The sequence below is a fragment of the Mycobacterium neglectum genome (assembly GCF_002591975.1).
In the GTDB taxonomy this organism is placed as follows: domain Bacteria; phylum Actinomycetota; class Actinomycetes; order Mycobacteriales; family Mycobacteriaceae; genus Mycobacterium; species Mycobacterium neglectum.
In genome coordinates this window covers 33,897-48,487 of the sequence record NZ_NVQE01000014.1, presented here as the reverse complement: position 1 = coordinate 48,487, position 14,591 = coordinate 33,897, and the positions used below count along the sequence as shown (strand labels likewise).

The 14,591-nt window shown below is 65.7% G+C and carries 12 protein-coding genes; 5 read left to right on the top strand and 7 right to left on the bottom strand.

What is annotated here, in order from left to right:
- Positions 1-8: 8 nt before the first annotated feature.
- On the bottom strand, positions 9-1,109 hold the full coding sequence (locus CSQ99_RS13290) for a glycoside hydrolase family 76 protein (RefSeq protein ID WP_099039509.1): 1,101 nt from the start codon (positions 1,107-1,109) through the stop codon (positions 9-11).
- A 102-nt stretch (positions 1,110-1,211) separates the two neighbouring features.
- Between CSQ99_RS13290 and CSQ99_RS13285 the strand changes: the two genes are divergently transcribed.
- Positions 1,212-1,754 (top strand): TetR/AcrR family transcriptional regulator, encoded by a 543-nt coding sequence (locus CSQ99_RS13285; RefSeq protein ID WP_099039508.1) that lies wholly within the window; start codon positions 1,212-1,214, stop codon positions 1,752-1,754.
- Positions 1,751-3,337 (top strand): MFS transporter, encoded by a 1,587-nt coding sequence (locus tag CSQ99_RS13280; protein ID WP_141562664.1) that lies wholly within the window; start codon positions 1,751-1,753, stop codon positions 3,335-3,337. The genes CSQ99_RS13285 and CSQ99_RS13280 overlap by 4 nt, the downstream gene beginning before the upstream one ends.
- On the opposite strand, the gene CSQ99_RS13275 is transcribed toward CSQ99_RS13280, so the two are convergent.
- The 6 genes from CSQ99_RS13275 to clpB form a co-directional block, all read right to left on the bottom strand.
- Positions 3,221-3,862, bottom strand: coding sequence for a TrmH family RNA methyltransferase (locus CSQ99_RS13275; protein WP_099039507.1), 642 nt, complete (start codon positions 3,860-3,862; stop codon positions 3,221-3,223). The genes CSQ99_RS13280 and CSQ99_RS13275 overlap by 117 nt on opposite strands.
- The gene (locus CSQ99_RS13270) at positions 3,855-4,757 is read right to left on the bottom strand and encodes a hypothetical protein (protein WP_099039506.1); all 903 of its coding nucleotides are present in this window, start codon (positions 4,755-4,757) and stop codon (positions 3,855-3,857) included. Before CSQ99_RS13270 ends, CSQ99_RS13275 begins: the two co-directional genes overlap by 8 nt.
- Before the next feature lie 10 nt (positions 4,758-4,767).
- On the bottom strand, positions 4,768-5,544 hold the full coding sequence (locus tag CSQ99_RS13265) for an SDR family NAD(P)-dependent oxidoreductase (RefSeq protein ID WP_099039505.1): 777 nt from the start codon (positions 5,542-5,544) through the stop codon (positions 4,768-4,770).
- A 14-nt stretch (positions 5,545-5,558) separates the two neighbouring features.
- Complete coding sequence (gene ttfA, locus CSQ99_RS13260) at positions 5,559-6,392, bottom strand: trehalose monomycolate transport factor TtfA (protein ID WP_099039504.1); 834 nt, start codon at positions 6,390-6,392, stop codon at positions 5,559-5,561.
- A 111-nt stretch (positions 6,393-6,503) separates the two neighbouring features.
- On the bottom strand, positions 6,504-7,838 hold the full coding sequence (locus tag CSQ99_RS13255) for an alpha/beta hydrolase domain-containing protein (RefSeq protein WP_099039503.1): 1,335 nt from the start codon (positions 7,836-7,838) through the stop codon (positions 6,504-6,506).
- An 18-nt stretch (positions 7,839-7,856) separates the two neighbouring features.
- Positions 7,857-10,403: an ATP-dependent chaperone ClpB gene (clpB, locus tag CSQ99_RS13250; RefSeq protein ID WP_099039502.1), complete on the bottom strand. Its 2,547-nt coding sequence runs from the start codon at positions 10,401-10,403 to the stop codon at positions 7,857-7,859.
- Between the two features lie 168 nt (positions 10,404-10,571).
- Here clpB and CSQ99_RS13245 point away from each other — a divergent pair, with 168 nt between their 5' ends.
- From CSQ99_RS13245 to CSQ99_RS13235, 3 genes are all read left to right on the top strand, one after another.
- Positions 10,572-10,970 (top strand): Rv0361 family membrane protein, encoded by a 399-nt coding sequence (locus tag CSQ99_RS13245; RefSeq protein ID WP_245908892.1) that lies wholly within the window; start codon positions 10,572-10,574, stop codon positions 10,968-10,970.
- A 78-nt stretch (positions 10,971-11,048) separates the two neighbouring features.
- Entirely contained in the window at positions 11,049-11,876 is an 828-nt protein-coding gene (locus tag CSQ99_RS13240; RefSeq protein WP_099039501.1) for an FAD binding domain-containing protein, read from the top strand.
- Positions 11,873-14,590 (top strand): molybdopterin-dependent oxidoreductase, encoded by a 2,718-nt coding sequence (locus tag CSQ99_RS13235; protein WP_099039500.1) that lies wholly within the window; start codon positions 11,873-11,875, stop codon positions 14,588-14,590. Before CSQ99_RS13240 ends, CSQ99_RS13235 begins: the two co-directional genes overlap by 4 nt.
- Position 14,591 lies beyond the last annotated feature (1 nt).

Here is a 14,591-nt window from a genome sequence, read left to right as displayed (position 1 = left end):
GGGTGAGGTCACGTGGCGGATACCGCGTGGGCCGCTTCCATCAGCATCCAGCCCGAGAGCTGCACGGACAGATCGCGTTCGGGAATCTCCGAGGCGTTGACCGCACCCTCGACGAATTCGGCCTCTTTACCTGCCGCAGTGGGAATCTCGGCGGTGCGCTCCCAGAACGCGGCGAACAGCGGCAGACTGTCGACGGTCTGCCGGTTGTCCCATGCCGCCTCCGCGGAATCCAGCACCAGCTTGCCCGCGGTCTCGCGGGCTTGCGCGTCATCGGCATCGTTCTGCGGCAGAGAGGTCGCCACCAGCGCCAGGTAACGCGCAAGAATGCCGTTGAACAGACCGCCGTCGCCGCCGCCCGCGCCCCTGATGATGCCCTCGGGTGCCATGTTGTCGCGCACCGCGGTGACGAGTCGATGCACCCGCTTGGCGTGATCGGCGTCCTCGGTGCGCACCGCGAGTTCGGTTTCCAGGCCGAGGACCACGCCCTGACAGTAGGTGTACTGAGCCCGAACCATCGAGCCGCCCTTGATGCCGTCGAACACCAGATGAGTCTCCGGGTCGATGAGCGTTTCGTCGAGCCAGTCCGACATCTGCTGCGCCCTGCGCAGCCGGTCATAACGCGCCAGGAAGATCGCCGCCGGCCCGTTCGCCGGGGCATTGAAGAACTGGTCCTGCTTGCGCCACGGGATACCGCCGCCGTCCTCGGGCACCCATGAGTTGAGGAACTGCTCGGACAGCTTGTCCAACGCCTTCGGCCGATTGACTCCCGCGAGCCGACCGGCCCGTTCGAGGGCGATGGCCAGCCACGCCATGTCGTCGTAGTAGTCGTTGGTCCACCGCAGGTTGTTGCGCAGCCGGTGGCCGCGGACCTGCCTGGTGATCTGCTCCACACGTTCGGGCTGTGGGTCGCGCAGCTGGGCGTCGACCAGGCAGTCCAACAGGTGGGCCTGCCACCAGTAGTGCCAGGTGCCGAACATCCGGTACTTGCGCGCCGCCGGCCAGGCGACGACGCCGAGTTGGGTTCCCGGGACTCCCCACAGCTTCTTCAGATGTCGCTTGGAGATCGCGGCCTCTGCGCTGGCGGCGCGATTGGCCCATAGCTGATCCATGACTCGATCCTGCCTTACCAGGTGGCAAATTTGTGCTCAGCCAGGAGGCTGCGTCACACTCCGAATGAGACATATTTGTCTCACTTGAGCTAGAGTCGTCTCATGGCTTCCGATCGTGAAACACTGCTGCGCGCCGCGGCCGACTTTCTCGGACGCAGGCCGAATGCGACGCAGGACGAGATCGCGTCCGCGGTCGGGGTGAGCCGAGCCACGCTGCATCGCCATTTCGCCGGGAAGCCCGCACTGATCGCCGCGGTGGAAGAGCTCGCGATCACCGAGATGGCTCATGCGCTCGAAGTCGCGCGACTGCACGATGATTCCGCTGTCGAGGCATTGCGTCGGTTGATCACCGCGTGCCGACCGGTGTCGCCCTACCTCGCACTGCTCTACAGCCAGAGCCAGGAGCTCGACGTCGACCAGACCCTGAAAGGTTGGGCGGACATCGACGCGGAGATCACCGTGCTCTTCAAACGCGGTCAGCGCGACGGTGAGTTCCGTCCCGACCTCACTGCGGCGTGGCTGACCGAGGCGCTCTACTCACTGGTGGCAGGCGCGGCATGGGCCATCCAGGTCGGACGCGTCGCGGGGCGCGAATTCGACCACATGATCACCGACCTCTTACTGCACGGAGTACTGACATCATGATTCGCCGCTGGTCCGCGCTCGGCGTCCTCACCCTTGCCGTTCTGCTCATCGGCATCGACGGCACGGTGTTGGCACTGGCGACGCCATTCATCAGCCGAGATCTCGACGCCACCGGAATCCAGATCCTGTGGATCGGCGACATCTACTCGTTCGTCCTCGCCAGCCTCCTGATCACGATGGGCGGCCTCGGCGACCGAATCGGTCACAAGAAGATGTTGCTCTGGGGTGCGACGGCTTTCGCGGTGATCTCCGCGGCAACGGCCTACGCGCCGACGGCGGAACTGTTGATCGCCGGCCGGGCGCTGCAGGGCGTCGCGGGTGCGACATTGGCTCCTGCGACGCTGGCGCTCATCCGCGGCATCTTCGCCGACCCTCGGGAACGGACCCTGGCCGTGGGTATCTGGGCATCGGCGTTCTCGGCCGGCGCCGCGTTCGGCCCAATTCTCGGCGGGGTGCTCCTCGAGCACTTCTGGTGGGGCTCGGTGTTCTTGATCAATGTGCCGGTGATGGTGGTCCTGGTGATCGGTGGCGTCGCGCTGGTACCCGAACACCGCAACCCCGACCCCGGGCCGTGGGATCTGGCCAGCGTCGTGTTGTCGATGGCAGGCATTCTCGGCGCCGTGTACGCGATCAAAGAGGCTGCAGCGCAGGGATTTCACCTCGATGTCGCGATCGCGGCTCTGGCCGGGGCTGGCGCGCTGACAGTCTTCGTCCGCCGCCAGCTCAGGCTGCCGCACCCGCTGATCGACGTTCGCCTGTTCGGCAACCGAGCTTTCACAGGCGTGGTGAGCGCCAACCTACTGTCCGTGCTCGGACTGTCTGGCCTGGTGTTCTTCCTGTCCCAGTATTTCCAGCTGGTGCAAGGGTTCAGCCCATTGCAGGCCGGACTCGCCGAACTGCCCGCCGCCGTGGCAGCGACGATCTTCGGTGTGCTGGCAGGTATCGCGGTGCGGTACTGGTCCCAACGCGCGGTACTCACCGCGGGCCTGGCGATGGTGGGTGTCGCCATGGCGACGTTGACCGTGATCACACCGGAGACCTCCTATCCCCAACTCGGCCTGACCCTGTTCGTCGTCGGCGTCGGGCTCGGTCTGGCGTTCACCGTCGCCAGCGACGTCATTCTGGCCAGCGTGCCGAAGGAACGCGCGGGTGCAGCGGCAGCGGTGTCGGAGACCGCCTACGAGCTGGGGATGGCGCTGGGGATTGCCACGCTCGGCTCGATCGTCACTTCCGTGTATCGCAATTTCACTGCGCCCGCGGGCATTCCCGCTGCAGCGATCGACGAGTCCCGCGACTCATTGGCTTCAGCGGTCGCGACCGCAGAGTCCCTGCCCGCCGCTGAGGCGACGGATCTGCTCGACGCAGCGAGACAGGCGTTCACTTCGGGGCTGGCAATCGCTTCCGGCGTCGGCGCCGCACTGATGCTCGTTTCTGCGGTGGCCGTGTGGCTATTGCTGCGCGAGCGGCTACCACGCCCGGTCGAGGTCGGCGTGCCTTCGGATCCAGGTGTGCATGGCGATGCCTGCGGCCACGCCGGCATTGATACTGCGGGTCGAGCCGAATTGTGCGATCGAAACGGTTAATTCGGCCCCCGCACTGGCCTGCGAGGTGATGCCGGGACCTTCCTGCCCGAATACCAGCAGGCATGCTCTCGGCAACTCGACGTCCTCGAGGCGCGTGGCGCCCGGCACATTGTCGACGGCGACGACGGTCAGCTGTGCGTCGGCCGCGAATGCCAGCAGTTCGTCGGTGGTGTCGTGGTGACAGAGCCGTTGGTAGCGGTCGGTCACCATCGCCCCGCGCCGGTTCCACCGGCGACGGCCCACGATGTGCACGGTGTCCACCGCGAACGCATTGGCCGTGCGCACCACTGCTCCGATGTTGGCGTCGTTGCCGAAGTTCTCGATCGCGATGTGCAGCGGGTGCCTGCGGGTGTCGATGTCGGCGATGATCGCGTCGCGCGTCCAATACCGATATGCGTCAACGACGTTGCGGGTATCCCCGTCGCGTAGCAGTGCGGCGTCGTAGCGTGGGTCGTCAGGGAGCGGGCCCTGCCATGGGCCAACACCGGGACTCTCGCCCCATTCGGTCGGACCCGCGTTACTCACCCTCGGTGGTCCACAGCCCGGCGTGCGTGCCGATCACCGAGACCGTCGGATACAGCAGCGCGTCGTTGATATCCCCCTGCGTGCACAGCGTCACGCGCGTCACGACGCCGTCGCGGGTGCTGTCGGGAAGCACCAGCATCGACGCACCGTAGACATCGCATGCGTGGCTCAGTCCGGGCGCGGGCAATGTCGGCGCCATCAACACCATCGTGGGTCCGCCGCGGCGCTTCGATTCCTCACGGTATTGCGCTGCGGACCCTGTGATCTCAAGTCCGAGCAGCATGTAGCCGTTGCCGGTGAACGCGTCGGGGTCACCGAGGGCGGACGGGTCGAGCATGGATCCGTCCGCGCGGAAGGCGTCTACGCTGGTGGTCTTCAGCGAAAGCCCGGTGGCTTCGTCTGTAGTGGCAGGGAGCCCGACGGGAAACGCAGCGGCGTGGGACATCGTGGTACCCGGCATCCGATCACGGGTCGAATAGCCGTACACCCCGCGCACCTGGGACTGGTCGCGCTGCGGCCCAAGACATACGGTGCCCGTGAGCCTGCCGGGCGTCGGAACCGACAACGGTTGCACACCAAGGTCGCTCACATCGCCACAGCCGCCGAGCGCAGGAGCCTCGAGCGGATGCGCCAAGGCACCGTAGAGCCCGAACCGCAGGTCTTTCGGGTCGGCGTGGGCACCGTCACCCGACGGCGACGCGTCGACGTCGATCAGTACGTTGTCGCCGTCGAATCGCAGATTCGACACCGACATGTTCCAGCCAAGAAACGCCAGCGATTCGCCAAGCGTGGCGGTCTGGGCGGCGTAGGGGTCGACGGTGGCGTCGTCGCTCGAGCAGGCTGATGCCACCAGGACGACGGTGATGACAGCGGCGAAAACCGAACGTACTGACACTGAGCGCGACTTAAGTTCTATCTCGGCCCCGGCCAACGACTTTCGTCATGGCTCGGACCAGGTTTCGTGGCACCATGCGGCCGCCGGTGGTGAGCGCCTTGTACTGCAGGCCGGGCACGATCACCACCTTGTCCTTGGCGACGTCGGCCATCGTTTCGCGCACTACGTCGTCGACCTCCAGCCAAAGAAACGATGGAGTGCTCGCCATGTCGATGCCCGCTCTTTCGTGGAATTCGGTGTGGACGAAGCCGGGGCACAGCGCGTGAACGCCGACACCGCTGCCACCCAGACCATTGGCCAGTCCCTCGGAGAATGCGACGACCCACGCCTTGGAGGCCGAGTACGTCGAACCACGTCCCGGCAGCAGCCCCGCGACGCTGGCGACGTTGATCACGGTGCCTTCACCGGCCGCGAGCATCGGCGGCAGCGCCGCGTGCGTCAGATGCATGACCGCCGTGACGTTGACGTCCAGCTGGGACTGCAGCATCGCGAGATCAGCCGTCCAGAACTCACCAGAGGTTCCGAAACCGGCGTTGTTCACCAGGACCCGCACGCCGGCGGCGAGCCGGTCGGCCACCTTCGAGCGGTCGGAGGCCTGCGCGAGATCGGCGACAAGAATCTCGACGTCAGCGCCCGCCTCGTCGTGCAATTCGGCGCCAAGTGCCTCGAGCCGCTTGGCGTCGCGCGCGACGAGCACTAGGTCGTAGCCGTCCACGGCATACCTGCGGGCGAAGCCCGCGCCGAGCCCAGAGGTCGGTCCGGTGATCAGTGCGACAGGGCGTGACATGCCCTAGAGACTACTTACCGCTGATAGTGCGGAGACTGCCGTCCGTTGCGCGACTGCGGCGGCGGGGGCGCCGAGGGGCGCCGCTGCTCTGAACGAGCAGGAGCCTGGGCATACCGGGCCGACGGCGCCTCAGCCCTGCCCGCCGACACCTCGGAGCGCTCGGCGCGTTGCGGGCCGGGCTTGATCGGACGGCTCGGCGATCCGCTGCGACGGGCGACCGACTGGCCGACTGTGGCCTGCGATGTCGGTGGCAACACCCGAAGCAGGTCGTTGAACTGACGGACGGTGCGCAGGCCTTCATCCCATTGCGCCCGCGTGCTGGTGACCGGCATCGACACCAAGGTCCAGTGCTGCTCGTTCCACATGATCTCCGCACAGTCCGGCGCGGTGTGGGCGAACGTCACCATCCGCCGGTCGCAGGCGCGCCGTGCGGCGTCGAGATTGGTGGAGTACACCATGCGCGGGCCGATCGCACCGAGCAGCCAGATGTCGTTCTCCCGCGGCTCTTTGATTCCCTTGAGCCGCAGGTCGACGACGACGTTGGTGCCGACCTTGCGGTGTAGGGCGATGACGGTGGCCACATCCTCGAGGTCAAAGATGAACACCGCCTCGCCGCGGATCTGCCCGAGTACGACGTTCTTGGCGTTGATGTCGCCGACCGTGGACATCACGCCGCGCTTCCAGCGCTTCAGGATGTCGCTCGATTCGTGCTCGTAGTCGAAACCGTGCGACTTCGCCCACGACTTGCGGCGGCGACCCAGGCCACGTCGACGGTCGCTGTCGACATATAGAAGCACTGCCGCACCCACGAAACAGAGCGCAGACAGCGTGAACCAGAGCGGGACCATTACGCCTAGCCTACTTGCAGGCAGTCCTCATTTCCGAACTCGAGCAGATCACAGGCTCGTCACATAGCGACTATCCATGTCGTACGGCGATTACCAGCGACAATCAACCCGTTAAGCGCGCGGGAAGCTCGCCGCCGCGATATCGAGGATCTCTGCGCGGTCGGCGGCCACGATGAAGCCCGCCTCGATCGCCCTATCCAGCGCCTCGGTGAAGCGTTCCAGGTACTCGGAGACGCCGCCGGGATAGAGCCTGCGCACCTGGTCGTCGTCGAACATCTCCCCTGAGCCGAAAAGGAACGACATGGGGCTCTCGTCGGGCGCGAGGCCCGAGGTCCGCGCAATCGGAACGTCGGCCCAGGGTGTGCGTACTCCTCCGCGGGCGACTTCATGCTCGTCGAGCATCAGCACGGGGTTGTCCCCTTCGGTCAGGGAGATGGGGTTCGCGCTTGGTGCAGGCTCGCCGGTGCGGACCCAGTGGTTCAGACTCGCGACGGCGGCCTGCAGCACGTAGTGGTGCTGGGGGGCGAAGTTGATGCAGTACGAAAGGCTCGTCCCCATCAGTTCATTCGTGGGGGCGTAGGCCGCGACGAGGTCAGCGACCGGCACCGCACCGTTGTCGATGAATCCGACCCGGATCGTGTAGTTGTCGGCGTGCGCGGTGCCGGGAATCTCCCACACCCGCAGCCGTTCGTCGTCGGGCCGGCGGGCGTGGTGATAGCCGAGCAGGTGACCGTCGACCAGATCGGTTTCGGTGATGACCGAAAGCACCGGGACCCGCAGGTCGTCGGAAAAGGGCGCCGGACGGGACTCTTCGAGTGCGCTTCCACCCGCGAGCGGGGCGGCGGGACCGAACCGTGAGTGCACGAGGAACCCGTCGAAAATGTGGGCGTCGCGGTCCACCTCGTTCACGTAGGTGGTCAGGAACATCGCCGACTGCGACTCCCCCACCGCAAGAATCGATTCCGCCTTCAGGCCGGTGACGGCACCATCGCGGATCAGGCCACCGATCTGAGAGTAGATGTCGAAGGAATACTGATCGCCCGGATGGACGAGCCGCGAATAGCGTTGCAGATCTTGGGCTTTCAGTGACATATCGACACCGATCAGGTTGTCTCCACCCTCGACGCCGACGTGTTGCGCGGACACCGCGACGTAGGCGTAGCCCGCTCGCGCGATCTCGCGGTGCGCCATGAACCAGACCGCGGGAGCGTCGATGCCGCCGCTGACATTGAGCCATTCGACGATCACGGTGCCGTTGAACGCCGCGTCGTCGGTGGGCCGGCACAGCACGATCCGGGTGGTGTAGTCGGCGCTGTCGTCGGTCGCATAGGACCCGGCCGTGCCCGAGACGACGAACTCCTCGGCGCCGTAACCCAGCGTGGCCAGGTCGTAGGCGCCGAGGAGCAGGTTGGGTCTACCGGGAAGGGACGAGACGCGAGTGCTCATCCCTCATCGATATCAGGCTCAGCCCAACACCAGCGCATCGCCGTCCGCGCTGACGTTCACGGGGACCACGTCGCCGTCGTGCACCTCACCGGCCAGCAGCATCTTGGCGAGCTGGTCACCGATGGCCTTCTGGATCAGCCGTCGCAGCGGACGCGCACCGTAGAGCGGGTCGAATCCTCGGTCGGCCAGCCACTGCTTGGCGGGCAGCGACACCTCGAGGGTGAGCCTGCGCTGCTGCAGTCGCTTGGCCAGCTGTTGCAGCTGGATATCAACAATTTGGACGAGTTCGCCCTCGTTCAGCGGATCGAAGACGATGACGTCGTCGAGGCGGTTGATGAACTCGGGCTTGAACGCCGAGCGCACCGCGGCCATCACCTGTTCCTCGGTGCCACCGGCGCCGAGGTTGGACGTCAGGATCAGGATCGTGTTGCGGAAGTCGACCGTGCGGCCCTGGCCGTCGGTCAGCCTGCCCTCGTCGAGCACGGCGAGCAACACGTCGAACACATCCGGGTGCGCCTTCTCGATCTCGTCGAAAAGGATCACCGAGTACGGACGCCGTCGCACTGCCTCGGTCAGCTGACCACCCTGGTCGTAGCCGATGTAGCCGGGAGGAGCACCGACGAGGCGGGCCACCGAGTGCTTCTCGCCGTACTCGCTCATGTCGATGCGGATCATCGCGCGCTCATCGTCGAACAGGAACTCCGCCAACGCCTTTGCGAGCTCCGTCTTACCGACACCGGTCGGGCCGAGGAACATGAACGATCCCGTCGGCCGGTTCGGGTCGGCGACACCGGCCCTGGTGCGGCGCACCGCATCAGAAACGGCCTGGACCGCCTTGGTCTGGCCGACGACACGCTTGCCCAGCTCGTCCTCCATGCGGAGCAGTTTGGCCGTCTCGCCCTCGAGCATGCGGCCCGCGGGAATGCCGGTCCATGCCGACACCACGTCGGCGATGTCGTCGGGACCGACCTCTTCCTTGAGCATCACGTTCTCGCGCGCCTCGGCGACCGGCAATGCGGAGTCGAGCTTCTTCTCCACTTCGGGGATGCGTCCGTAGCGCAGCTCGGAGGCCTTGGCCAGGTCGCCGTCGCGCTCGGCTCGGTCGGCCTCGCCGCGCAGCCTGTCCAGCTGCTCCTTGAGATCGCGGACGATGTCGATGGCGCCTTTTTCGTTCTGCCAGCGGGTGGTCAGCTCGGCCAGCTTCTCCTTGTAATCGGCCAGCTCAGCCCGCAACTTCACCAGGCGGTCTTTGGACGCGGCATCCTCTTCCTTGGCCAGCGCCATCTCCTCGATCTCGAGGCGGCGGACCAGGCGTTCGACCTCGTCGACCTCGACGGGCCGCGAGTCGATCTCCATGCGCAGCCGCGACGCCGCCTCGTCGACCAGGTCAATAGCCTTGTCGGGAAGGAAGCGGCTGGTGATGTAGCGGTCGGACAGCGTCGCCGCCGCGACCAACGCCGAGTCGGTGATGCGCACGCCGTGGTGGACCTCGTACCGGTCCTTGAGACCGCGCAGGATGCCTACTGTGTCGTCGACCGACGGCTCGCCGACCAGCACCTGCTGGAAGCGCCGCTCCAGGGCAGCGTCTTTCTCGATGTACTTGCGGTACTCGTCCAATGTGGTGGCGCCCACCAGCCGCAGTTCGCCGCGGGCCAGCATCGGTTTGATCATGTTGCCCGCGTCCATCGCGGATTCGCCGGTGGCACCCGCGCCGACGATGGTGTGCAGCTCGTCGATGAACGTGATGATCTGTCCTGCCGAGTTCTTGATGTCGTCCAGGACGGCCTTGAGGCGCTCCTCGAACTCGCCGCGATACTTCGCGCCCGCGACCATGGCGCCGAGGTCGAGCGATACCAGCGTCTTGTCGCGCAGGCTCTCCGGCACGTCGCCTTCGATGATGCGCTGCGCCAGGCCCTCGACAATCGCGGTCTTGCCGACGCCCGGCTCGCCGATCAGCACCGGGTTGTTCTTGGTGCGTCGGCTCAGCACCTGCACGACACGACGAATCTCGTTGTCGCGCCCGATGACTGGATCGAGCTTGCCCTCGCGGGCCAAAGCGGTGAGGTCGGTGGAGTACTTCTCCAGCGCCTGGTAGGTGGCCTCCGGGTCGGCGCTGGTGACGCGCGCGCTGCCACGTACCTTCGCGAACGCCTCGCGCAGCGCCTGAGGTGAGGCGCCGTGACCGGCGAGCAGTTTGGCCGTGTCCGAGTCGCCGGTGGCCAGGCCGACGAGCAGGTGCTCGGTGGAGACGTACTCATCGTCCATCTCGGTCGCCAGGTTGGTCGCCGTGGTGATCGCAGTGATCGACTGGGGTGCCAACTGAGGCTGCGAGCTCGAACCGGACGCACTGGGCAACCGGTCGAGAAGACGTTGCGTCTCGGCGCGGATCGTCGCGGGTTCGACGCCGACGGCCTCCAGCAGCGGTGCGGCAATGCCATCGTTCTGAGTAAGCAGTGCCATCAACAAATGGGCGGGCGTGATCTGCGGGTTGCCCGCGGCGGTAGCCGCTTGCAGAGCCGAAGTCAGGGCCGCCTGGGTTTTGGTCGTCGGATTGAACGAGTCCACGACACCCCCCTTTCCATGTACTGAGGGCCGCACAAGGGCCCATGAAATGCTTGTCGTGTTGTCCAACGCCGTCAAGGTTGAGTCTGTTCCGCTCAACTTTAACTAATTTTCGCAACACACCGCCCGCACGTGCCGATCAGTGCGCACGACATGGCTCACGCTGGACCGATGCGGCAAATGGTCCTCGCCATCGCGACTGCGCTCATGGTCTTTTCGGTCGCCCCCGCGCAGGCAGGCACCGAGGAGGACCAGGTGCGCGCCGTGCTCGACGGTATGAACACCGCGTACAACGGCTCGGATTTCGATGCCTTCGCCTCGCACGTATGCCTCGACATGCGACAAGGCGACGACTTCGAAGCGGGGTGGTACCAGAGCCGCAAGGCCGACGGGCCCACGAGCATCACCGTCACGTCGGTGGACGTCGCGGGCAACCCACCGGCTCAGGCGATCGCCAACGTCCGGTTCGCCGCGGCCAACCACACCGATCCGAAAACTCTGCAGGTCGACTTCGTCCGCGAGGACGCCGAATGGAAGGCCTGCCGCTACGGCGCCGGCCTGACCGCCTAGGAGCAGGTTTCAGCAAATATCGCTGTCGTCATTTACGATGACGGAAGCCAACTCGGCAAAGCCTCATAGGGGAATCGCTTGGACCTCAACGCCGTCACCGATGTGGTCCGTGAGCCGCTTGATCCGCCCGGGGCGCAATGGCAGGCCGGAGACGCTTTCCTCGCGGGCGGCACCTGGCTGTTCTCGGACGAGCAACCGAACCTGCGACGGCTGATCGACCTGATGCCACTGGGCTGGGACACGCTGGCGGTCGGCGATTCCGGGCTCGAGATCGGCGCAATGTGCACGATCCGCGACCTGTACGCATTCTCCTCGCCCGCCGATTGGTCGGCCGCTTCCCTGCTCACTACGAGCTGTGAAGCGTTCCTGGCCTCGTTCAAGGTCTGGAACGCCGCGACGGTCGGCGGAAACATCTGCATGTCCCTGCCCGCGGGTCCGATGATCACCATGACGGTGGCACTCGAGGCCACCTACACCTTGCTCGCATCCGACGGATCCGAGCGCATCGTCGACGCCGCCGATTTCGTCACCGGAAACAACGCCAACATTCTGGCGCCCGGTGAGGTCCTGAGAAAGGTCGACATCCCTGCAAGGGCACTGCGCAAGAGGCATACGCACCGCCGCTTCACACTGACCCAACTCGGTCGATCGACGATCTTCATGATCGCGACGCAGGACCGGCACGCCAATGACCTCCTGCTGACGATCACCGCCGGCACCACCCGTCCGATCCGTCTGGCATTCGATTCGATGCCCGACGCCGATGAACTGGCACGCCGCATCAACGAGGTGGCCGACGAACTCTGGTTCGACGACCCCAACGGAACTCCGGACCACCGGCGCCACCTCGCCGGGCACTATGCCGAGGAGATTCGCGACGAGTTCGCCGCGGGAGGTCCGTCGTGACATATACAGTCAACGGCCAATCCTTCGACGAGCAGCCGAGGCCGGGCCAGTGTCTACGTACATTCGTCCGGTCACTGGGCTGCCACGGCGTCAAGAAGGGTTGTGACGCAGGCGATTGCGGGGCCTGCACGGTGTGGCTCGACGGCGATCCGGTACACAGCTGCATCACGCCCGCCTTCCGGGCCGATGGCCGCGAAGTCACCACGATCGAGGGACTCGGCACACCGGAGAACCTGCATCCGATGCAACAGCAGTTCCTGGACGCTCCTGGATTCCAGTGTGGATTCTGCACCGCGGGGATGATCATGACGTCGGCGACCTTCACCGAGGAACAGAAGCAGGATCTGCCGCGCGCGCTGAAGGGAAACCTGTGCCGCTGCACCGGATATCGCGCCATCGAGGACGCGATCAAGGGTGTCAGCGGAGTCGAGGACGCGGCACCGGGGCAGACCATCGGTGCCAGCGTCGTCGCGCCCGCCGCCGCCGGCGTCGTGACAGGAACCGTCGAGTTCACCATGGATACCGAGATGGCGGGAATGCTGCATCTCAAGGTGTTGCATTCGCCGCACGCCCACGCACGCATCGTCTCCATCGACACGTCCGCCGCGCTCGCGGTTCCCGGCGTGCACCGTGTGTACACATGGGCGGACGTCCCGCGCAAGCGCTACAGCACCGCGATCCACACCGACCACCTCGTGGATCCCGACGACACCTACATGCTCGACAACGTCATGCGATTCGTGGGCCAACGGGTGGTGGCGGTGGTTGCCGACTCGGTCGGCGCCGCCGAGGAAGGTTGCCGCAGGGTCGTCGTGGAATATGAGGTGCTACCGGCGGTCTTCGACCCCGAGGAGGCGATGGCCGAGGGTGCACCCCAGTTGCACAGCTATGACGATCCGTTCGCGCACGACAAAGTGCGCAACATCCTGCTCGAACTGCACGGCGAGGTCGGCGATGTCGAATCCGGATTCGCCACAGCCGACGTGATCCACGAGGGCACCTACTTCTCGCCCCGCGTCCAGCATGCCCATCTCGAGACACATGGCTCAATCGCGTGGATGCAGGACGGCCGGTTGCATGTGCGGACCAGTTCGCAGTCGCCGTCCGTAGCGAAACTCAAGCTCTCCCATCTGTTCAGCCTCCGGCCCGACCAACTCCGGGTGTTCTGCAAGAGGGTCGGCGGAGGCTTCGGCGGTAAACAGGAGGTCATCTCAGAAGACCTCGTGTCGCTCGCGACGCTGGACATCGGGCGGCCCGTCTGCTGGGAGTACACCCGGGAAGAGTCGTTCACCACGGCCTCACCGCGGCACCCGATGAAAGTCACGGTGAAGCTCGGCGCGAAGGCCGACGGCACGTTGACCGCTTTCCAGTTTCGCAACGTGTCCAACACCGGGGCCTACGGCAACCACGGTGGCGAGACCTTGTTCGCGGGCGGTGCAGCTGTCATGCAATACCGTTGTCCCAACAAGAGGTTCGACGGCTATGCGGTATACACGAACACCGTGCCCAGCGGTGCGCTGCGCGGCTACGGCATGACCCAGCCGTCGTTTGCGGTGGAGTCGGCGATGACCGAGTTGGCGCTCGCGCTGGGTATCGATCCGCTGGAACTGCGCCGCCGCAACGTCATCAAGCCGGGTGACGCATTGGTGGCGATGGGTGAGCATCCCGAAGATGTGTCGTTCACCGACGACGGACTGACCGCCTGTATCGACCTGGTCGACGAGGCACTGCGCGGCCGGCCCGAAGAGGCTGACCTGGGACCGGATTGGCTGGTCGGCACGGGCACCGCGAGTTCCATCCACGAGACCGCACCGCCCACCGACCACGTTTCCGAAGCTTGGGCCACCCTACGGGGCGACGGCATCTACGAGATCGCGGTGGGCACGGTGGAATTCGGCGAGGGAACCTCGACGGCGCATGTGCAGATCGCGGCGAGCGTGCTCGGCACCGCGACGTCTCGGATCCACCTGGTGCAGTCGGACACCGATAGAACGGGTTTCGACACCGGCGCATTCGCGAGTGCCGGTCTGTTCGTATCAGGCAACGCTGTGCAGAGGGCTTCGACCGCGCTGCGCGACAGCATTCTGCACTTCGCCGCGGGCCACGTCGGCGTCGAAGTCGGCGCCTGCTCGATGGACGACGACGGGGTGAAGTGTGGCGGTGGCCGCTTGACACTGGAACAGGTTCTGGAAGCAGCCCATGCCCGCGGTCAACGGTTCACCGTGTCGCGCAAGGCCTATGGTTCGCCGCGCAGCGTGACGTTCAATGCGCACGGCTTCCGCATCGCCGTGCACCGGGTCACCGGTGAGATCCGGATTCTGTACAGCGTGCATGCCGCCGATCCCGGCGTGGTGATCAACCCCCAGCAGGTGCGCGGTCAGATCGAAGGTGGCGTAGCGCAGGCGATCGGTTTCGCCCTCACCGAGAATTTTCGTGTCGATGAGAGCGGGGTCATGGTCAACGCCAACCTGCGGAACTATCGGATCCCCACCTATGCCGATGTTCCACGCACCGAAATCCTGCTCACCGAAACCCATGATTCGGTGGGGCCGATGAAGTCGAAGGGTATCGCCGAGTCGAATGTCAATCCGGTGGCACCGGCCCTCGCCAACGCACTGCACGACGCAACGGGCATCCGGTACCGGGAGCTACCGTTCACCCCAGAGCGCATCTACCGCCGCTTGAACGAACACAGCCTCACTCCCGCAACCTGAT